Genomic DNA, 20,726 nt, shown 5'->3' with positions numbered 1-20,726 from the left:
CGCAGAGTGATCTGCGGGGCTTTTCAATGAAGCGTACAGCTTACTTGACGATATTCACGCTGGGCGCGACATACGCATCGTCGGTCGGGTGGGTTGGATGGGCCAGCTCGCTATGCAGCTTGTCCATGTCCAGTTCTTTTTCCCATTTCGACACGACGATGGTGGCCACGCCGTTGCCGACGAAATTGGTCAGCGCGCGGCATTCGCTCATGAAGCGGTCGATGCCCAGGATTAGCGCCATGCCGGCCACGGGAATCGTCGGCACCACGGCCAGGGTGGCGGCCAGGGTGATGAAGCCGGCGCCCGTGATGCCGGACGCGCCTTTCGAGGTCAGCATCGCCACGCCCAGGATGGTCAGTTCCTGCCAGATGGTCAGTTCCGTGTTGGTGGCTTGCGCCACGAACAGCGCGGCCATGGTCATGTAGATATTGGTGCCGTCCAGGTTGAACGAGTAGCCGGTAGGCACGACCAGGCCGACGACTGGCTTGGAGCAACCGAGGCGCTCGAGTTTTTTCATCAGGGCCGGCAGGGCCGATTCCGACGAGCTGGTACCGAGCACGATCAGCAGTTCTTCCTTAATGTACAACAAGAAGCGGCCGATGGAGAAGCCCGTGTACTTGGCGATCAGGCCCAGCACGACGAAGACGAACAGGAAGCAGGTCAGGTAGAACGAGCCCATCAGTTTCGCCAGCGGGATCAGCGAAGCCAGGCCGTATTTACCGATGGTAAAGGCCATCGCGCCGAACGCACCGATGGGAGCGACTTTCATGATGATGTTGACCATGCCGAAGATGGCATGCGACAGCTCGTCGATCAGCTTGGTGACCGGACGGCCGCGCTCGCCCAGCAGGGACAGTGAAAAGCCGAACAGGATGGCGATCAGCAGCACTTGCAGGATGTCGCCCTTGGCGAAGGCGTCGACGAAGGTCTTCGGGATGATATTCATCAGGAAGTCGACGGTGCTCATGCCTTCGGCGTGCGTGTATTGCGCGATCGACTTGGCGTCCAGGTGGGCCGGATCGGCGTTGAAGCCGGCGCCCGGTTTGAGGATGTTAGCAACCAGCAAGCCGATGGCCAGCGCGAAGGTGGAAACCACTTCGAAGTACAGCAGCGCCTTGCCGCCCACGCGGCCGATTTTCTTCACATCCTGCATGCCGGCGATGCCGGAGACCACGGTACAGAAGATCACCGGGGCGATGATCATCTTGATCAGTTTGATAAAGCCGTCGCCCAGCGGTTTCATGTCGACGGCGTTCGATGGGTAGAACACCCCCAGCAGCACGCCAGCCACGATGGCGAACAGCACCTGTACATACAGGATTTTATAGAATGGTTTTTTCACGAGTGGTCTCCTCTTGCGGGTTGATGCTGCGATCATCCGCCCATTGCCAGGCAGGCTCAATTGTGGATAACCGCAGATATGCATTTTCGCTATATCGGGTATTGCACCATGGCGAAGGTGCCAGTGCTGTGCTGCGCCGCAGCATTTCAGGCGCGCGCTTGGAGCATTGCCCGCGCTGCGCTACACTGCCGTAGCGTCGCGCGCGGGACACCCCATGGCTGGCAGGAAGCGGTGCTCTTTTTATATCGAATAAGGAAATCGCATGATCGAAGCGAGCATCAAGTCAGTGCAATGTATCTCCCCCGCAGGCTTGCACACCATGTCGTATAAAGAGTGGGGTGCGGCGGACAATCCGAACGTGCTCGTCTGCGCCCATGGCGTGACGCGCGTGGCGGACGACTTCGACAACCTGGCGCGCGCCATGGCCAGCGATTACCGCGTGATCTGTCCCGACGTGGTGGGACGCGGACGCTCGGGCTGGCTGGCCAACCCGCAGTTTTACCGCGTGCCGCAATATGTGAGCGACATGGTGACCCTGCTGGCGCGCGTGCTGGCCAATGGCGAGCGCCAGACGGTGGACTGGTTCGGCACCTCGATGGGCGGCTTGATCGGCCTGGGCCTGGCATCGTTGCCGGACAGCCCGATCAGCAAGCTGGTCTTGAACGATATCGGCCCGACACTGGCGCCGGAAGCCTTGCAGCGCATCGGCGACTACATCGGCCAGGACCTGCGTTTCGAGACATTCGAGCAAGGCGCCAAGTTTGTGCGCGACGTGTCCGCCAGCTTCGGCCCGCACACGGACGCGGAATGGCATAAACTGGCGGTGGATGTGTTGCGCCAGGATAAGGATGGCCACTGGCGCCGCCACTATGATATGGGACTGGCCATGCCGTTCCGCTCGGCCACGCCGGAATCGGCGGCCAGCGATGAAGCCATGCTGTGGGCCGCGTATGATGCCGTGCGCTGCCCCACCTTGCTGGTGCGGGGCTCGGAATCCGATCTGCTGTCGCACGAGACGGCCACGCTCATGCTGGGCCGCGGCCCGAAGGCGGAGCTGGTGGAAATCGCCGGCGTCGGCCATGCGCCCACGTTCGTGCACGACGACCAGATCGCCATCGCCCGCAAGTTTTTGCTGGGCAAGTAATACCGCTGTACAGATTTTGAAACAACCGAAAGAAGAAGCATGGAAATTACACGACTGCACGTAGGCAAACGCCTCTCCGAAGTAGCCATACACAACAACACCATCTACCTGGCTGGCCAGATCGCGGAAGACACCACGCAAGGCATCGTCGGCCAGACGCGCGAAGTGCTCGGCCACGTCGACCGTCTGCTGATGGAAGCGGGCAGCGACAAGACTTGCATCCTGTCCTGCCAGATCTACATCGCCGACATGAAAGATTTTCCCGGCATGAATGAAGTGTGGGATGACTGGGTGGCTTCCGGCCACACGCCGCCGCGCGCCACGGTGGAAGCGAAGCTGGCCAATCCGGCTTGCCTGGTGGAAATCGTCATCATCGCTGCAGAGCGTTAAGTTATTCAGTTGTTTAGTTATTAAGTTTAAAGGTATTACATGGTTTCCATCTCGGCCCCGAATAGCGTCACCTCGGAACAACTGGTAGAGGGCTTGAGTGCGCCGGACAGCGCGCGCGTGCTGGACGCGCTCGCGTATGCCACCGAAGCGTATGGCGACAAGCTGACCTTTGCCGGCCGCTCCGCGCTGGAGTTCGCCCTCGGCGTGGCCACCACGCTCGCTTTCCTGCGCAGCGATGCGGAAACGCGCATCGCCGGCCTGATGTTCGAGCTGACCCTGCTGGAACCCGACACGGCGGCCGATATCGAGCCGCGCTTCGGCAAGCAGGTGTGCGACCTGGCAACAGGCGTGCGCCAGCTGATCCGCTTGCGTGCGCTGACCCAGGCGCAGCATGGCAGCGCTGGCGGGCGCGGCAAGAATGCGGCGCAGCAAGCCGTGGCCCAGGTGGAAACCCTGCGCAAGATGTTGCTGGCGATGGCGTCCGACATGCGCGTCGTGCTGGTGCGCCTGGCTTCGTGCGTGACCACCTTGCGCTATTTCGCCGAGTTGAAATTGTTCAATGAAATGACGCGCGAGTATGGCAAGGAAACGCTGGACCTGTACGCGCCGCTGGCCAACCGCCTCGGTATCTGGCAGCTGAAGTGGGAACTGGAAGATTTGTCGTTCCGCTTCATCGAGCCGGAAGCGTATAAACGCATCGCCAAGATGCTGGAAGAAAAGCGCATGATGCGCGAGGGTTTTGTTTCCTCGGCGATCTTGCGCCTGCAGACTGAGCTGGCCTCGGCCGGTATCCAGGCGGAAGTGTTTGGCCGCCCGAAACACATTTACAGCATCTGGAACAAGATGCGCGGCAAGGAGCTGGACTTTACGGCCCTGTACGACGTGCGCGCCTTCCGCGTCATCGTTGCCGACGTGAAAACCTGCTACACGGTGCTGGGCGTGGTCCACAATATCTGGACCCCCATCCCGAAAGAATTCGACGATTACATTTCGCGGCCGAAACCCAACGGTTACCAGTCGCTGCACACGGTGGTGACGGCCGAGGATGGCCGTCCGCTGGAAGTGCAAATCCGCACGAATGAAATGCACAGCTTTGCCGAGTACGGCGTGGCCGCGCACTGGCGCTACAAGGAAGAGGGCGGTTCGAACTTTGCCGGCCAGAAATACGACGAAAAGATCGCCTGGCTGCGCCAGTTGCTGGCGTGGAAAACCGAGGTGGCCGACGCCGTCGTGGGCCAGGAAGAAATCCAGCGCGAATGGGTGGAAAAGCTGAAATCGGCCACCCTGGACGACCGCATCTTCGTCATGACGCCGCAGGCGCGGGTGCTGGAATTGCCCGTGGGCGCCACGCCCGTCGATTTTGCGTATCACTTGCATACGGACGTGGGCCACCGCTGCCGCGGCGCCAAGGTCGACGGCATCATGGTGCCCTTGAATACGCAATTGAAGAACGGCCAGACCTGCGAAATCATCACGGCCAAGGGCGCGCCGGGCACGGCGGGGCCGTCGCGCGACTGGCTCAGCGCCGGCTACGCCGTCAGCACGCGCACGCGCTCGAAGATCCGCGCCTGGTTCCATGCCATCGACATGCAGGAAACCCTGGCCCACGGCCGCGCGCTGGTGGAAAAATCCCTGCAGCGCGAAGGCAAGACGGCCGTCAACCTCGAAGCGCTGGCGCAAAAGCTGGGCTTTGCGAAAGTCGACGAGCTGTTCCTGTCGGTCGGCAAGGATGAATTCAGCCTGCGCCATGTGGAGCAGGCGCTGCACGACAATGGCGAAGTGGTGGTGCCGGAAGACGCCGTGCTGGTTGGCAAAAGCCGCGCGTCCAGCGTGGAGCAGGGCGCCAAGTCCGGCGTGCTGGTGGTGGGCACTGAAGGCCTCATGACGGTGCTGGCCAAGTGCTGCAAGCCAGCGCCGCCGGACAGCATCGTCGGTTTCGTGACGCGCGGCAAGGGCGTCTCCATCCACCGCGCCACGTGCAAGAACTTCGAGGAAATGCGCGCCAAGTCGCCCGAGCGCGTGATCTTCACGGAGTGGGGCAGCACGGGCGGGCACGATACCGTGTATCCGGTGGACATTTTCATCCTGGCCGGCGACCGCCAGGGCTTGCTGCGCGACATCTCCGAAATCTTCTCGCGCGAAAAGATCAACGTGATCGGCGTCAACACCCAAAGCGCCAAGGGCCAGGCCCGCATGACGTTTACGGCCGAAATCAGCTCGACGGCGCAGTTATTAAAAGCGCTGAATGTGATCAAGGACGTCAGTGGCGTGCTGGAAGCAAGAAGAAGTTAATTTATCCGTGGGAGTCCGGCCCGGATTCCCACGTTTCTTATCAATGCGTCTTGTCGCTCGCATGCAGCCCCGCCATCGTGGCCGTCTCCGGCTGCAAAGTAATGTGGTCGATACCGTGCTTGCTGAGTAACATTTTCTTGATCGCGCGCAATACCTTCGGCCAATGGTCGAGGTGCTCGATTTCCACGTGGCCGATCAGGGCCGGCTGGCCCGGCGACATGTCCCACACGTGCAAGTCGTGCACGGCAATCACGCCATCCACTTGTTCCACGTCCGCGCCCACCTGGATGTAGTCGATATGCATGGGCACGCCTTCCATCAGGAAATGGTAGGACTCGCGCAGCACGCCGAATGTCGACTTTAAAATCAGCAGCGACACCAGCACGGACAGCAGCGGGTCGATCTGCATCCAGCCTGTGAAGTAAATCACGGCGCCGGCGACGATGGCGGCGACCGAGCCCAGCAAGTCGCCCATCACGTGCACGAGGGCGGCGCGCGTGTTCACGCTTTGCTTGTCTTTCGACAATACCCACGCCACCACCACGTTGATCGCCAGGCCGATGAAGGCGACGATGAAGACCATGCCGCCCTTCACGGGTTGCGGGGAGGAAAAGCGCAGCGCCGCTTCGTAGCAGATCCAGCCCACCACGCACAGCATGGCCAGGCCGTTGACGAAGGCGGCCAGCGCCTCGGCGCGGCCAAAGCCGAACGAGTGGCGGGGCGAAGGAGGGCGGCGCGCGATCAGTTGCGCCAGCAGGGCCAGGCCCAGCGCGGCCGCGTCCGTGACCATGTGGCCCGCGTCGGAAATCAGGGCCAGCGAATTGGACAGAAAGCCGGCCGCCACCTCGATGCCGGCAAATGACAGGGTCAGGCCCAGCGCCCAGGCGAGGATACTTTGGCTGCGGCCCTCGAACGAATGGGTGTGCTTGGCGTCGCCCTTCAGGTGGGCGTGCAAATGGGTGGCGTCGTGTTCGGTGTGCGTCGGCTGCATGGAATGCTTTGTGGAATGATGTTGCCGTCAGTGTAATTGAAAAGCAACAATATAGTCGGCACGAAAAAAAACCTGCAGGCCCGGAGGACTGCAGGTTTTTGATGGAACAGGCAACTTTATTGCGCCGCCGTCTCGCCAAACTTGCCTTCACGGAAATCCTGCACGGCCTGGAACACTTCCGCCTGGGTATTCATGACAAACGGGCCATACTGCGCAATCGGTTCGTTCAAGGGCTGGCCGGCGACGAGGATCACGCGGCCGCCTTGCGGCGCTTCGATGCGCACGCCGTCGGACCCTGGCGTGTTGGCGAAGATCGCCATGCGCAGGGCGGGCACGGCCTTGCCATCGACTTGCACTTCGCCACGGAACGTGTACAGGAAGGCATTATGGCCTGGCGGCAAGGGCTGCTCGAAGCTGGCGCCGGCCGGCAAGTCGATGTCGAGGTACAGCGGTTCCGTCAGCTCGCGCTGCACGGCGCCCGTCACGCCATGGCTGGCGCCGGCGATCACTTGCACGGTCACGCCCGCGTCCGTCGTGTAGCGGGGGATTTCGCTGCTGTCGAAGTCGCGGTACCACGGCGTGCGCATCTTGTCGCGCGCGGGCAGGTTCAGCCACAGCTGAAAACCTTCCATCACGCCTTCTTCCTGTTCCGGCATTTCCGAGTGGATCACGCCGCTGCCGGCCGTCATCCATTGCACGCCGCCCGAGGTCAGCAAGCCTTCGTGGCCCGCGCTGTCCTTGTGGCGCATGCGTCCCGTGATCATGTACGACACGGTCTCGAAGCCGCGGTGCGGATGCTCGGGGAAGCCGGCGATATAGTCGTTCGGCTTGTCGCTGGCGAAATTGTCGAGCATCAAGAACGGGTCGAGGCGGCGCTGCAGCTGCTGCGTCAGCACGCGGTTGATCTTCACGCCGGCGCCATCCATGACGGCCTGGCCGGCGATCACGCGCTCGACGGCGCGTGGTTTGTTGACGGTGGTGGTATCGCTCATTGTTCTCTCCTCTAGGCCAGGACGGCGCCAGTGCGCCGCCCCTTTCACTGCTGGGGATTACACCAGGATCGCGTTGATCTCGGCGTCCGCCTGGGCTTGCGCCTTGGCCACGGCTTCCGGGCCCATGCCCATGCCTTCCGAATACACGTATTGCACGTCGGTCAGGCCCAGGAAGCCGAACATGGTGTTCAGGTAAGGCACCTGGCTATCGTTGGCGCTGTCGCGGTGCAAGCCGCCGCGGGACAGGCCCACATAGACTTTCTTGCCGGTCAGCAAGCCCACGGGGCCGTTTTCCGTGTACTTGAAGGTGACGTTGGCGCGGGCAATCGCGTCGAACCAGCTTTTCAGTTGCACGGTGATGCCGAAGTTGTACATGGGCGCGCCGATGACGATGACGTCCGCCGCTTGCACTTGCGCAATCAGCGCGTCGTCCAGGGCGATGCGGGCCGCTTGCTCCGGCGTACGCTTGTCCGCTGGCGTGAACAGCGCCTGCAGGGTCGGCTCGTCGAGCACGGGGTGCGGTGCGGCAGCCAAGTCGCGGCGCACCAGGGCGGCGCCGGGGTTGGCCGCTTGTACGCGGGTAACGATGGCGTCAGCCAGGCGGGTCGAGGCGGAACCGGTGCTGCGGGCGCTGGAATTGATTTGCAGGATGTTCATCTTGTTTCTCCGTTGTGAGGTGTCTTGCGATGGATGAACTATAGCAATTCCAAAATTGATGCGGAAGCCGTTAAAATGGATAACATTAATCCACTAGTGGAACAATTGAACGTAAAGGTCAGTGATGGATATCGATCCCGGAGATTTGCTGCTGTTCGCCCGCGTCGTCGAATGCGGTAGTTTCTCGCGCGCCGCCGTGCGCGTGGACTTGCCCAAGTCGACCCTGTCGCGGCGCATCTCGCTGCTGGAAGCGAAATTGGGCGAACGGCTGCTGCTGCGCACCACGCGCAAGCTGGCGCTGACGGAATTCGGCGCCAGCCTGCTCGAGCATGCGCGCAAGGTGGTGGAAGAAACGGAGGCGGCCGGCGCGCTGGCCCAGCACCGCCAGGCGGGACCCAGCGGCTTGCTGCGCATTTCCATGCCGGCCGATTTTGGCGACACGTTGATGCGCCAGGTGCTGGCCGAGTTCGTGCGCCGCTATCCGGCCATTTCGCTGGAACTGGATTTGTCGGCACGCCGGGTGGATTTGCTGGAAGAGAATTTCGACCTGGCCATCCGCATGGGCAACTTGCCCGACGATGCCAGCCTGGCCGCGCGCCGCGTGGCCTTCAGCACCCTGGCGCTGTATGCCTCGCCGCAATACACGAGCGTGCACGGCTTGCCCGAGCATCCCGACGATCTGTATGGTCACGATCTATTGAGCTTGCCACGCGCCGTGCATGGCCTCGTGCACTGGACTTTGATCCGCGGCAAGACGACGTGGGAACGGGACTTGCCCGTGCGCCTGCTGGCGAACTCGCCGGAATTGCTGGTGCGCATGGCGTGTACGGGCGTGGGCATCGCGGCCAGCACGGACCGCTTTGCCAAGGCGTATGTGGCGACGGGGGAACTGGTGCGGGTCTTGCCGGAATGGAGTTTTCCGCTCGTCACGGGCTGGGCCGTGTTTCCCGGCCGGCGCTTGATGCCGGCCAAGACGCGCGCATTTCTGGACTTGATGGAGGAAATGTACCGGACCGACGCGCCCGTCTAGGCGCGCGTCTTGCTGCCTTACTTGGGCAGCTTGCCCATGACTTCGCCCAGCTGCACGGGGCCGGCCGGTTGCCAGCTGGCATTGAAATCGACCGTGTTTTTCGGGAACAGCATGACGACGGTGGAACCGAGCAGGAAGCGGCCCAGCTCGTCGCCCTGTTTCAGCACGACATTGTCGTTCGCATAGCTCCAGTCGCGAATTTCACCCGTGCGGGGCGGGTTGACGACGCCGTGCCAGACGGTGGCCATGCTGCCGACGATGGTGGCGCCCACCAGGGTCATGACGAAGGGGCCGTTGGCCGTGTCGAATACGCAAACGACGCGCTCGTTGCGGGCGAACAGGCCGGGAATGCCGCGCGCCGTGGTCGGGTTGACGGAAAACAGTTCACCGGGAACATAAATCATGCGCGTCAAACGGCCATCGCAGGGCATGTGGATACGGTGGTAGTCGCGCGGGCTCAGGTACAGATTGGCAAAGCTGCCGTGTTCGAACTGGGCCGCCAGGGCCGCATCGCCGCCGACCAGGGCCGTCGTGCTGAAATGGTGGCCCTTGGCCTGGAAGATCTGGTCCTTGTCGATCGTGCCGAACTGGCTGATGCGGCCATCGACGGGGCAGACGTAGTCGGCTTGCGCCAGCGGACGCGCGTCCGGGCGCAGCGCGCGCGTGAAAAAGTCGTTGAAGCTCGCGTAGTGCGTGATGTCCGGGTCCAGCGCCTCATCCATGTTGACGTTGTAGCGGCCGACGAACCAGCGGATCAGGCGCGTCGTCATGGCGCCGCCCTTGGCGCCGGCGATCCGGCCGGCAAAATTGGTCAACGCTCCCTTGGGCAGCAGATATTGAGGCAAAACGGCAAGACGGTCAGACACGATGGGAAGCCTTTGACGGGGTGATGGGAACAATGATGAAAACGCATTATAGCGGCGATGTGGCGCGCAATGATATGTACCGTATGCAAGGGGGCGTAGCGCAGCCGGCCGCCGAATTTAATTTGCCATAGGAAATATTTTCAGGAAACTGTGCCACGCGGAAAAAATTACAGCACAATACAGCGGCCTGTTTTTTAGCTTTTAGCCATTTTTATTCAGCCAACTTTTTTAGCCAGGTCATGATGCCACGCCGTTGCCTTCGCCTTACCGTCCTTTGTTCCTCCGTATTACTTGCCTGGAATGTCCAGGCCCAGCAATCCGAAACGCCAGCCGCGGATGCCGCCGCTGCGCCGCTGAAGGCAGAGAAGGCCGAGAAATCCGCCGCTCCCGCCATGCAGACCGTGGAAGTGAAGGGCAGCGGCTACGATCCGCGCCGCGACGATACGGCCAGCAAGATGATCGTGGGCAGCGAGGAAATCCTCAAGTATGGCGACACGAATGTCACCGACGTGCTCAAGCGCCTGCCCGGCATTACCGTGTCCGGCGCGGCGGGGCGCTCGGGCGGCGAAATCCGCATGCGCGGGCTTGGCAGCGGCTACACGCAGATATTGCTCAACGGCGAGCGGGCGCCGGCTGGTTTTTCGCTCGACACCCTGTCGCCCGACGTGATCGAGCGCATCGAGATCTTGCATGCGGCCAGCGCCGAATACAGCACGCAGTCGATCGCCGGCACCATCAACGTGGTGCTGAAAAAGGCCGTCAAGACGGCGCAGCGCGACGTCAAGCTGGGCGTGGGGGGCGGGCGCGATGCGTTTTCCAGCAATGGCAACCTGCAATTGTCGGACAAGGACGGCATTTTTTCCTATTCGCTGGCGGCCTCCTTTTATCGCTACGACTATCACTATGCAAACCCGGCACGGGACCTGGGCTATGCGCCGGAAGGCCAGCAAAATCTGCTGCGCAGCAGCAAAGGCACGGGCGACGGCCGTTCGGAAGGCATCAATATGTCGCCGCGCCTGAACTGGGCTTTTGCCGGCGGCGACAATCTGACGGCGCAATTTTTCCTGAATGTGGGACGCAACGAAAGTCGTACGCACAGCCGTACCGACACGCTCATGGGCTTGCGGCCGGATTACGATACGAACGACAGCGACGGCGGCAACCATTATGTCTTTGGCCGTACGGACCTGACCTGGGTGCGCAAGCTCGATGGCGGCGCCAGGCTGGAACTGGGACTGCGCGTAGGCCTGAGCAATAATTCCTCCGATAACCATCCGCTCGGCTATATCGATGGCGTGGGACTGGCGCTGGACCGTAGCGCGCGCGTGGATGCGTCGGAAAAGAGCGTGTCGTCCACCGGCAAGTATTCTTCGCCGCTCATCCCGGGCCATGCCTTGTCGATGGGCTGGGATGGCAGTTACGGCAAGCGGGACGAAGAGCGCTGGCAGCGTGAGCTGGCCTTGCCGGGCGGGAGCCCTCCGTTCAACGTCGATGAAGACTTCAATGCCGACATCAAGCGCCTGGCGCTGTATGCGCAGGACGAGTGGGAGATCACGCCGCGCTGGTCCATGTATGCGGGCGTGCGCTGGGAAGGCATCGATACGCGCAGTATCGGCAATACCTATGACGAGGTGCAGCAGCGCAGCAGCGTCTGGAGCCCGCTGCTGCAAACCTTGTGGAAATTGCCTGATACCAAGGGCGACCAGGTGCGTCTGGCCTTGACGCGCACCTACAAGGCGCCGGCCACTTCCAGCCTGATTCCACGCCGTATGATGTCGACGAACAATAGCCAGACCGAGCCTGACCGCGAAGGCAATCCGAACCTGAAGCCGGAGCTGGCGCTGGGCATCGACGCTTCCTACGAACACTACTGGGCCGAAGGCGCCTTGCTCAGCGCGCGCGCCTCGGCCCGCCGCATCGATGGCTACACGCGCCAGGGTTTGTTATATATCAATGAGCGCTGGGTATCGACGCCCGTCAACGACGGCCGCGCGAATACGCAGACACTGGAACTGGAAGCGAAGTTCCCGCTGCGCGCCGTGCTGGCCGCGCCCGTGCCGGCCATCGACTTGCGCGCCAGCGTCAGCCGCAACTGGTCGCAGGTGGAGCACGTGCCGGGACCGGACAACCGGCTCGACCAGCAAACCCCCGTCAGCGGCAACGTTGGCCTCGACTACAAGACGCCCGATGGCATGCTGATCACGGGCGGCAGTTTCAATTTCCGCAATGGCGGCCCCGTGCGCATCACGGAGCGTCAGAGCGCCTACACGTCGCCGCGGCGCGATCTCGACATTTATGCGCTGTGGAAATTCGATGCGAAGAACCAGTTGCGCCTGGCCGTGTCGAATTTGCTGGCGCAGGATTTTGAAAGCACCACCACGTATGCGGACGCCAGCGGCACGATCGTGCGCAACAACATTTCGCCGAGTTCGCCGCAGGCGCGCGCGACCATGGAAATGAAGTTCTGATGGCGATGTTTTAGTTGTGAAACCCCGGCCGGCATCCCCGCTGGCCTATAATCTCGGCAATCGCGCGCACGGCCCGTCCGTGCGCGCCACCTTTTCCTTTGCCAAGATTGCTTTTCCCATGACGTTTTCCTCCCTCGGCCTGATCGATCCCCTGGTCCGCAAACTTGACGAGCTTGGCTATGCCAAGCCCACGCCCGTGCAGGCGCAAGCGATTCCTGCCGTGCTGGCCGGACGCGACCTGATGGCCGCCGCCCAGACGGGCACGGGCAAGACGGCCGGCTTTGCCGTGCCGCTGCTGCAGCGCCTGACCCTGGAAGGCGTGGTGGCGCCCCAGTGCGTTCGCGTGCTGGTGCTGGTGCCCACGCGCGAACTGGCCGAGCAAGTGTATGCGAGCTTCCGCAGCTATGGCGGCAACTTGCCGCTGCGCAGCTTTGTCGCCTACGGCGGCGTGCCCATCGAGCCGCAGATCAGCAAGCTGCGCAAGGGCCTCGACGTGCTGGTGGCCACGCCGGGCCGCTTGCTCGACCTGCAGACGCAGGGCGCCGTCAAGTTCGAGCAGGTGCAAACCCTGGTGCTGGACGAGGCGGACCGCATGCTGGACCTGGGCTTCGAGCGCGAACTCGACATATTGCTGATGACCATGCCCAAGCAGCGCCAGACGCTGCTGTTCTCGGCCACCTTCTCGGACGCCATCCGCGCCATGGCGAAAACCATGCTGAAGGATCCCGTCTCGGTGGAGGTCAGCGCGCGCAACAGCACGGTCAAGGCCGTGAAACAGTCGGTGATCGTGTGCGACAAGAAACGCAAGCCGGAACTGTTTTTGCACTTGCTGAAGAAAAAGCGCTGGGGCCAGGTATTGGTCTTCGTCAAGACGCGCAAGGGTGTCGAGCTGCTGGTGAACACCTTGCTGGAGCAGGGCGTGCGCGCCGATTCGATTCACGGCGACAAGACGCAGCCGAACCGCCTGCGCGCGCTGGCCCGCTTCAAGTCTGCCGAAGTGCAAGTGCTGGTAGCCACCGACGTGGCCGCCCGTGGCCTCGATATCGATCAATTGCCCGTCGTCGTCAATTTCGACTTGCCCACCGTGGCGGAAGATTATATTCACCGCATCGGCCGCACGGGGCGCGCGGGCGCCTCGGGCGAAGCGGTCTCGCTCATTTGCGCCGACGAGGTGGAATTGCTGTCGGCCGTGGAAGCGCTGACCCGGCAAACCCTGAAACGCAACGAGGAAGCCGGTTTCGAGGCGGAGCACCGCGTGCCGGGCACATCCGCCGGCGGCACGATACAGAAGAAGGCCGTGAAGGTGCTGGCGCCGAAGGCGGCGGAGCGGGCGAAAAAACGCCGCTTCTACAAGTAAGCGGGGAAGTTGGCCAGGCAGGGCAAGGCGCGCAGCACGGATATGCCATTCGTGCCATCATGCGCCTATGACCTCGATACCTTTGTTCCCGCTCAATACGGTGCTGTATCCCGATGGCTATCTGCCCCTGCAGATCTTCGAGGTACGCTACCTGGACATGATACGTCAGTGCATCATGGGCGAGCAGCCGTTCGGCGTGGTGCAGCTGCTGGACGGCGCGGAAGTGCGCAAGCCGGGCCAGCAGGAAACCCTGGCGCCCGTGGGCACCCTGGCGCGCATCGTCGACTGGGCCGCGCCCCTGTCGGGCTTGCTGCAAATCAAATGCATGGGCATGCAGCGCTTTCACATCGTGTCCAGCGAGCAGCTGAAGCACGGCTTGTGGGTGGCGCGGATCGAAACTCTGGCGCCCGACAAAACCATCCCCATCCCGCAAGAACAGCAGAACGTGGCCGACGCGCTCGGCGCCCTGATCCGCACCTTGCAGGAGCAAAAGATCCCGCCGGAGCAAATGCCCCTGCAGCCGCCATACCGGCTCGACGAGTGCGGCTGGGTGGCGAACCGCTGGTGTGAGCTGCTGTCTCTGAACGCCATGCAGAAGCAGCTTTTACTGAGCCAGGACAATCCCGTGCTGCGCCTGGAGCTGGTGCAGGATATGTTGACGGAGAACGGCTTGCTGGAAGAATAAATCAGCCGAAGCCGCATGTTTGCACACGCTTCCGTTGTGCAATTGCAATTTCTATTGAGAAATACTTTACGCTTTGCCGCCGCTGGCATAAGATAATGCCCCTGGGCAAGATTGCCCTGAGCAATATTCAAGAGTAAACGACATGGCAAAAGTAAGCGCGGAACAGATCAATGCGGCAATGGAAGCGATGGCGGGCGAAGGCCAGGCCATCACGGTGCGCGCCTTGCGCGAACGGCTGGGCAACGGCGCCTGCCTGGGCACCATCAGCAAGCTCTTGCAGCGCCGCAAGGCGGGTGCGCAGCGCCAGATCGCTGCCGCCGCCGAACTGTCGCCCGTGCTGCAGCAAGCCATCCTCGATTATGTAGGACAGGAATTAAGCGCCAGCCACAGCGCGCATGAAGCCGAGATGAACGACAATCAACAGGAATTGATGGACCTGGCCAGTGAGAACGAGCGCCAGCAAGAGTTGCTCGACTTGCAGGCTGGCGAGCTGGAAACCTTGCGCGAGGAACTGGAACGGGAGCGGCAAGTGGCGAACCAGGCCCGCACGGACCTGGCCAAGGCGCAGCTCCGCCTGGAAGGCTTGCCGCGCCTGGAAGAGGCGGCCGAGCAGGCGCGCATGGACCTGGCCAAGGCGCAATTCAAGCTCGAAGGCATCCCGCGCCTGGAAGAGGCTGCCGAAGCGGCACGCGCCGAACTGATCCAGGCCCAGCTGAAGCTGGAAAGCCTGACGCGCGTGGAAACGGAACTGGCGGCCGCGCGCCTGGAACTGGAAGCGGAACGCGAAGAGCTGGGCGAAACGCGCGCCGAGCTCGATGAAGAGCGCACCTTGCGCATCAAGGCCCAGCAATTCATCGTCGATCCGATTTTCAAGACGCCCGTCTGAGGACGCCTGGCCCCGATGCGTCCCAGGGTGACACGGCGTCATGCGGCCCTGTGTTAGGCGGCGCACGGAATCGCGATGCAAGGCGCCGCAGAATAACTGCTGGACCTGAGCGCGAAAGGGGCCGGCATGGAAACGCTGATCGTCATGGGCGCCTCGGTAGGCGGCGTGGAAGCGCTGTCCGCCATCTTTTCCGCCTTGCCTGCCAATATGCCGGCGCCCGTGCTGGTGGTCGCGCATGTGGGGCGGCGCAGCAGCGTCTTGCCCGAGATTCTCGCTAAAACCTCCGCCTTGCCCGTGCGCTTTGCCGAAGAGCGCGAACCTGTGCGCGCGGGGCGCATCCTGCTGGCGCCGCCGGACCGGCACTTGCTCGTTGCCAACCTGGCCGGCCAGGCGACGGTCGGGCTGAGCCGGGGCCCCAAGGAAAACCATACGCGTCCCGCCATCGACCCGCTATTTCGCAGTGCCGCCGCCGCTTTCGGGCCGAAGGTGGTGGGCGTGATCCTCAGCGGCTATCTCGACGATGGCACGGCGGGCTTGCAAGCCATCAAGGCCTGCGGCGGCAAGGCGCTGGTGCAGGAGCCGCAGGACGCGGTGGCGCCGTCGATGCCGCAAAGCGCGATCGAGCATGCGGGGGTGGACTGGCGCCTGCCGGCCGCCGAGATCGGTTCGGCCCTGCTGGTGCTGGCCAGCGGCACGCCGGCCCGCGCCGCGCAGCCCTTGCCGCCTGCGCCCCCATGGATTGCCGTGGAAAACCGTTTTGCCCGGGGAGTGGGAAATATGGACCAACTGGAAAAAATTGCCACGCCATCGACTTTCACCTGTCCCGAATGCCAGGGCACCCTGTGGGAGCTGCACGGCCAGCAGCCGCAGCGTTTTCGCTGCCATACGGGCCACAGTTTCACGGCGCAAATGCTGGGCGAGTTGCAGCATGACAAGGCGGAAGACGCCATCTGGGCCGCCGTCAGGGCGTTGCAGGAAAAAGAAAGGCTCTACCTGAACCTGGCCGCCAAGGCCCAAGCCTGGCTGCATCCGGGCACGGCCAGCGAATATGCCGCCAAGGCGCGCCAGGCGGGCGAGCAGGCCGATGTGCTGAAACGGACCTTGCTGGCTTAAAATAGCGCACTGCCGCGCCATGCCGCGCGGCCCCTGATCGCAAAGAAGATTTATGTCTGCAGAAAAAAAAGAGCCGCTCCCGCTTGCGGCAGCCCCCATATCGACGCGCGCACTGCCGCCCAGGCCGCCGGCAGAATTCAGTTCTGCCGCAACAGCCCTTGCGCATAAGCAAGCGCGCGAAGCCAAGGATGCGCAGGTGCGCGGCGTCACCTCGATCGACGCCATGCGCGAGGCCATCAAGCAGGCGGCGCGCGACTTGCCCAGCATTACCGAGGTGCCGCGTCTGGCCATGCTGGACGCCGCCGCCTTCCGCGCGCGGGCCGCGCTGGGCCTGCCTTTCCTGATGCGCGGGCTGGTGCAGCGCTGGCCCCTGTCGGCCCTGGGGCCCGACGTCTTGCGCGAACAGTTCAGCCACGTGCCCGTGCGGGCGCGGGTGGGCGACTACATCAACACGGCTTTTGCGGCCGACCGCGCCATGCAGGATATGTCGATGGGGCAATACCTGGACCTGGTGGCAGAGGGCAGGCACGCGTTGCCGCCTTACCTGGGCAACCTGGAATTGCGCGAACTGAACCGTTTGTGCCACTGGCCCACGTATTTCGACAAGATGGGTCCGCCGCGCTTCTGGGTGGGGCCGGCCGGCACGGTCACGCCCCTGCATTGCGATTACGACGACAATATCTTCGCGCAAGTGTGGGGCCGCAAGCGCATCATGTTATCGCCGCCGCACCACGATGCCTTCCTGTATCCGAGCGAAGCGAACGCCATCCTGTTCGGCTCGCCCTTCGACCCGGAAGCGCCCGATTTCGAGCGTTTTCCCCTCGCGCGCCAGGCTGCCATGATCGAATGCCTCGTCGAGCCGGGCGACATGCTGTACGTGCCTGCCGGCTGGTACCACCAGGTGCGGGCGCTGACGTTTTCCCTGTCCTCGAACCGCTGGGCCAGGGCCGTGCCGCTGGCCTTGCATGGCGATGCGGCGCTGCGGCGGGGCGGGGATTGAAGCTTATGGCTGCACGGCCTTGGCCGCGCTGCGGCCCCGCTTCGGCCGCCATTCGCTGAGGATGCCCGCACAAATGATCAGAATCGCGCCCACGATGGCCAAGGCCGGCAGGCGCTCGCCCGCGATGCGTCCGATCACGCCGGCCCAGACCGGTTCGCCCGCATAGATCAAGGTGGCCTTGGTGGCGGAAATACGCTTTTGCGCCCAGTTCATCACGTACTGGATCAGCGCGCTGGCGCAGCCCAGTGCCAGCACGCTGAAGATGAAGGTCTTGCTGAGGACGGGCGGCGCTTCGCCCATGACGGGCATCAGCAGCAGGGCGATCAGGGACGCCGTCGCCAGTTGCACGATGGTCACGCGCAGGATGTTCAATTGCGGCGAGACGCGGCTGATGAGGATGATTTCCAGGGCGATCGCGATGGCGCCCACGGCCGTGATCAGCTCACCCGTGCCAAAACCCATGCTCAAGCCATCCGTGCCCGTCAATAACAGCAAGCCGATGAACGCCAGCACGACGGCCGCCCACACGGCAGGGTGGGGCCGCTGCTTGAAGACCAGCCATTGCACCAGCGGCACGATGGGCACATAAAAAGCCGTGATGAAAGCGGACTTGCTGCTCGTGATATACATCAAGCCATAGGTTTGCAGCGCATAGCCGCCAAAGATGCTTACGCCGATGGCCATGCCCGTCAGCAACTCCGCTTTCGTCAGCTGGCGCAGCTGGCCCCGGCAAATCAGGGCGCCGATGCTGGCGGCCACGGCAAAGCGGGCGGCGACAAAGGCCAGCGGCCCGCTGACCGTCATGGCATGTTGCACCACGAGAAAAGTGCCGCCCCAGATGAAGGTGATGGCGATCAGGGCCAGTTCGGGCATGCCGAGGGCGGGCGGGGGACTTGCGTGTGTTTTCATGGGGAGCTATGCTATGAGCAAAATATTTCCCATCATGATAGGAGCAATATATTGCGCAGTCAAGTCGAGGCCGGTGGCGTGCTGGAACACCTGGCCAAAAATCTGCGGCGCTTGCGCCTGGCCGCCGGCCTCAGCCAGGACGAGCTGGCGCGCAAGTCGGGCCTGAGCCGGCGCATGGTCAACGGCGTCGAGGCGGGCGGCACCAACATCAGCCTGGCCAACCTCGACCACGTGGCCGCCGCCTTGAACGTGGCCTTCGTCGACCTGGTCCAGCCGCCGCGGCAGCCGCACGACAGCTTGCGCGTGCTGATGTGGCAAAGCGCATCGCAAGCCAGCCAGGCCGTGCTGCTGGGGGCGGCGCCCGCCAGCCACCAGGTGGAGCTATGGTCGTGGATACTGGCGCCGGGCGAGCGCTACGATGCCGAGCCTGATCCGGCCGGCTTCAGCGAAATGCTGTACGTGCTGGAAGGCGAGCTGCAGCTGGAGCTGGCGGCCGGGACGAAAACGCTGGTCACAGGCGATTTCTTCGTGTTCAGCAGCGCGCAAGCGTATAGCTATGTCAACGCTGGCTCATCCACCTTGCGCTTTACGCGCAACGTGGCCAGCTGAGGGGAGACTACGCCAGGCCGCAGCCGATGAGGAGCAGCATGGGCCGTTCGCGCTCTTCCGCCAGGGCCGGCTGCAGGGCGACCTGCTCATCGCTGGGACCCCATTCTTCCACGTGTTCCAGCTGGAAACCCGCTTGCAGCAGCGCATTGATGGTCGTGCCCAGCGTGCGGTGCTGCTTGATCACACCCGGTGCCAGCCAGTCGGACACGCGCGGGCCTTGTTCCTGGTAACTGTCGACGGGCCAGCGCTTGCGGCCTTGCGCATCCGTCAGCCAGCCGGGCTGGCGCGGCGCCATGAAGATCGGATGCTCGATGGAAAACACCAGCTTGCCGCCCGCTTGTAAGCCCTGGCGGATGGCGGCCAGCAGGGTGGCGTAGCCTGCGACGTAGTGGAAGGCCAGCGAACTGTAGACGAGGTCGTAGCTGGCCGGCGGCAAGGCCAGTTGTTCCAGGTCAAGCCGGGCATAGCTGACGGCCGCATGGTCTCCCATGCCGGCTGCCTGCGCCAGCATCTTTTCCGACACGTCCACGCCCAGCACCCGCGCCGCGCCGGCCTCGGCCGCCCAGCGGCAGAACCAGCCATAGCCGCAACCCAGGTCCAGCACGCTTTTTCCTTGCAGCTCCGGCAGCATGGCGCGCAGGGCCGGCCATTCTGGCGCGCTGTCGAGTCCGCCGACGGAGCGCGGCAACTGGCTGTAAGCCGTGAAGAAGGCGTCGTTGTCGTAGATGTTCTGCGTCATGGCTCGGGTTCCTTGTGGGGCGTGCGCTTGGCGTGGCCGCCCCGCTGCGCCCGGTAAATGCCCGCGTGGCCGGAAAACAGGTAGGCCACGACGCAGGCGATGGCCGCGTACACGCCGATCTCCGCACCGAACAGTTCCATCGCCATCAGGGTCGAGGCGATGGGCGTGTTGGCGGCGCCCGCAAACACGGCGACGAAGCCGATGGCGGCCAGCAAGGTGACGGGCTGGTGCAGCAGCGGCCCCAGCGCATTGCCCAGGGTCGCGCCGATGAAGAACAATGGCGTCACTTCGCCGCCCTTGAAACCCGTGCCCAGCGAGACGATGGTAAACGCCATCTTGCCGAGGAAATCCCAGGCGGGCAGCGCTTCCTTCAGCGCATCGACGATGGTGGGGATGCCCAGGCCGATGTAGCGATCCGTGCCCAGCAGCCACACGGCGAGCGCGACGACGAGGCCGCCTATCAGCGGGCGCAGCGGAGCGTAGGCAATCTTGCGTTTCATCAAGGCACTCAAGCCGTGCGTGGCTTGCGCAAACACCTTGCCGGTCACGCCGAACAGCACGCCCGCGATGACCATCGCGGACAAGGTCCAGGCGGAAATGGCGGGGGTCAAAGGCACGGCGTAATGCGTGTGAGCAATGTGCAAAAGCGGACCCCACAGCAGGACCACCTGGTCAGCGATGACGGCGGCGGCCAGGCAGGGCAGCATGGCTTCGTAGCGCAGGCGGCCGATGGCCAGCACTTCCAGGCCGAAGAGGGCGCCCGCCAGCGGCGTGCCGAAGACGGAGGCAAAGCCGGCGCTGATGCCGGCCATCAGGATGATGCGGCGGTCTTCATTGTTCAAACGAAACATGCGGGTCAGCTGGTCGGCCAGCGCGCCGCCCATCTGCACGGCCGTGCCTTCGCGTCCGACGGAGGTGCCGAATAAATGCGAGACGACGGTGCCGCCCAGCACCAGCGGCGCCATGCGCAAGGGGATGATTTTTTTCGGGTCGTGGATTTCATCGATGAGCAGATTCGCGCCGCCTTCGACGCTGCTGCCGTAGCGCAAATACAGCCAGCCGACGGCAAAGCCCGCCACGGGCAGCAGCCAGATCAGCCAGGCGTGCGCCAGGCGCGTGCGCGTGGCCCAGTCCAGGGCGAACAGGAAAGCGGCCGAGGCCGACCCTGCCAGCACGGCCACGACGCTCGCCAGCAACAGCCATTTCAACAGATGCCGCAAGAGATCGGTGAGGGCGCTGAGGCGGTGCATCGGGCA

General features: G+C 63.4%; 19 protein-coding genes. 11 read left to right on the top strand and 8 right to left on the bottom strand.

The annotated features are described in order from the left end of the window. Positions 1-40 precede the first annotated feature (40 nt). Positions 41-1,378, bottom strand: a complete 1,338-nt coding sequence (locus O0881_RS27615; protein WP_257218648.1) for a dicarboxylate/amino acid:cation symporter — start codon at positions 1,376-1,378, stop codon at positions 41-43. 226 nt (positions 1,379-1,604) lie between these two features. Between O0881_RS27615 and O0881_RS27610 the strand changes: the two genes are divergently transcribed. The 3 genes from O0881_RS27610 to O0881_RS27600 are packed head-to-tail and all read left to right on the top strand — an operon-like array spanning position 1,605 to position 5,168. Beyond that, positions 1,605-2,486 (top strand): alpha/beta hydrolase, encoded by an 882-nt coding sequence (locus O0881_RS27610; RefSeq protein ID WP_289913869.1) that lies wholly within the window; start codon positions 1,605-1,607, stop codon positions 2,484-2,486. Positions 2,487-2,525: 39 nt separating this feature from the next. Continuing rightward, complete coding sequence (locus tag O0881_RS27605) at positions 2,526-2,876, top strand: RidA family protein (protein WP_034784210.1); 351 nt, start codon at positions 2,526-2,528, stop codon at positions 2,874-2,876. A 39-nt stretch (positions 2,877-2,915) separates the two neighbouring features. Further along, positions 2,916-5,168: a bifunctional (p)ppGpp synthetase/guanosine-3',5'-bis(diphosphate) 3'-pyrophosphohydrolase gene (locus tag O0881_RS27600; RefSeq protein WP_099664369.1), complete on the top strand. Its 2,253-nt coding sequence runs from the start codon at positions 2,916-2,918 to the stop codon at positions 5,166-5,168. A gap of 40 nt (positions 5,169-5,208) precedes the next feature. Here O0881_RS27600 and O0881_RS27595 read toward each other — a convergent pair whose 3' ends face one another. From O0881_RS27595 to O0881_RS27585, 3 genes are all read right to left on the bottom strand, one after another. After that, entirely contained in the window at positions 5,209-6,159 is a 951-nt protein-coding gene (locus O0881_RS27595; RefSeq protein WP_289905370.1) for a cation diffusion facilitator family transporter, read from the bottom strand. Positions 6,160-6,275: 116 nt separating this feature from the next. Next, the gene (locus tag O0881_RS27590; RefSeq protein ID WP_251349156.1) at positions 6,276-7,151 is read right to left on the bottom strand and encodes a pirin family protein; all 876 of its coding nucleotides are present in this window, start codon (positions 7,149-7,151) and stop codon (positions 6,276-6,278) included. A gap of 57 nt (positions 7,152-7,208) precedes the next feature. After that, positions 7,209-7,808 carry an NAD(P)H-dependent oxidoreductase gene (locus tag O0881_RS27585; protein ID WP_099664366.1) on the bottom strand — a complete coding sequence of 200 codons (600 nt, stop codon included), beginning with the start codon at positions 7,806-7,808 and terminating at the stop codon, positions 7,209-7,211. 124 nt (positions 7,809-7,932) lie between these two features. Between O0881_RS27585 and O0881_RS27580 the strand changes: the two genes are divergently transcribed. Beyond that, positions 7,933-8,838 (top strand): LysR family transcriptional regulator, encoded by a 906-nt coding sequence (locus tag O0881_RS27580; RefSeq protein ID WP_077403254.1) that lies wholly within the window; start codon positions 7,933-7,935, stop codon positions 8,836-8,838. Positions 8,839-8,855: 17 nt separating this feature from the next. Here O0881_RS27580 and asd read toward each other — a convergent pair whose 3' ends face one another. Further along, complete coding sequence (gene asd / locus O0881_RS27575) at positions 8,856-9,704, bottom strand: archaetidylserine decarboxylase (protein ID WP_251349155.1); 849 nt, start codon at positions 9,702-9,704, stop codon at positions 8,856-8,858. A gap of 392 nt (positions 9,705-10,096) precedes the next feature. Here asd and O0881_RS27570 point away from each other — a divergent pair, with 392 nt between their 5' ends. The 6 genes from O0881_RS27570 (at position 10,097) to O0881_RS27545 (ending at position 17,213) form a co-directional block, all read left to right on the top strand. After that, positions 10,097-12,172, top strand: a complete 2,076-nt coding sequence (locus O0881_RS27570) for a TonB-dependent receptor (RefSeq protein ID WP_289913867.1) — start codon at positions 10,097-10,099, stop codon at positions 12,170-12,172. 118 nt (positions 12,173-12,290) lie between these two features. Then, complete coding sequence (locus O0881_RS27565) at positions 12,291-13,529, top strand: DEAD/DEAH box helicase (RefSeq protein WP_289913866.1); 1,239 nt, start codon at positions 12,291-12,293, stop codon at positions 13,527-13,529. Between the two features lie 67 nt (positions 13,530-13,596). Continuing rightward, positions 13,597-14,214, top strand: coding sequence for an LON peptidase substrate-binding domain-containing protein (locus tag O0881_RS27560; RefSeq protein WP_289913864.1), 618 nt, complete (start codon positions 13,597-13,599; stop codon positions 14,212-14,214). Positions 14,215-14,356: 142 nt separating this feature from the next. Beyond that, positions 14,357-15,100, top strand: a complete 744-nt coding sequence (locus O0881_RS27555; protein WP_046684938.1) for a DNA-binding protein — start codon at positions 14,357-14,359, stop codon at positions 15,098-15,100. Positions 15,101-15,226: 126 nt separating this feature from the next. After that, a complete protein-coding gene (locus O0881_RS27550; RefSeq protein WP_289913862.1) occupies positions 15,227-16,213 on the top strand; it encodes a chemotaxis protein CheB in 987 nt (328 codons plus the stop codon). 52 nt (positions 16,214-16,265) lie between these two features. Further along, a complete protein-coding gene (locus O0881_RS27545) occupies positions 16,266-17,213 on the top strand; it encodes a cupin-like domain-containing protein (RefSeq protein WP_289913860.1) in 948 nt (315 codons plus the stop codon). A 3-nt stretch (positions 17,214-17,216) separates the two neighbouring features. On the opposite strand, the gene O0881_RS27540 is transcribed toward O0881_RS27545, so the two are convergent. Continuing rightward, positions 17,217-18,122, bottom strand: a complete 906-nt coding sequence (locus tag O0881_RS27540) for a DMT family transporter (protein ID WP_289913859.1) — start codon at positions 18,120-18,122, stop codon at positions 17,217-17,219. A 51-nt stretch (positions 18,123-18,173) separates the two neighbouring features. On the opposite strand from O0881_RS27540, the gene O0881_RS27535 reads away from it, so the two are divergent. Next, entirely contained in the window at positions 18,174-18,731 is a 558-nt protein-coding gene (locus O0881_RS27535; protein WP_289913858.1) for an XRE family transcriptional regulator, read from the top strand. A gap of 7 nt (positions 18,732-18,738) precedes the next feature. Here the strand turns inward: O0881_RS27535 and O0881_RS27530 are convergent, their stop codons facing one another. Together O0881_RS27530 and O0881_RS27525 are read right to left on the bottom strand one after the other, a co-directional pair. Then, positions 18,739-19,470 carry a methyltransferase domain-containing protein gene (locus tag O0881_RS27530; RefSeq protein ID WP_289913857.1) on the bottom strand — a complete coding sequence of 244 codons (732 nt, stop codon included), beginning with the start codon at positions 19,468-19,470 and terminating at the stop codon, positions 18,739-18,741. Beyond that, a complete protein-coding gene (locus O0881_RS27525; RefSeq protein ID WP_289913854.1) occupies positions 19,467-20,720 on the bottom strand; it encodes a voltage-gated chloride channel family protein in 1,254 nt (417 codons plus the stop codon). The genes O0881_RS27530 and O0881_RS27525 overlap by 4 nt, the downstream gene beginning before the upstream one ends. Between the last annotated feature and the right edge of the window lie 6 nt (positions 20,721-20,726).

It is taken from the genome of Janthinobacterium sp. SUN100 (genome assembly GCF_030397705.1).
GTDB lineage: Bacteria > Pseudomonadota > Gammaproteobacteria > Burkholderiales > Burkholderiaceae_D > Janthinobacterium > Janthinobacterium kumbetense.
This window is presented reverse-complemented; position numbering and strand designations above follow the sequence as displayed.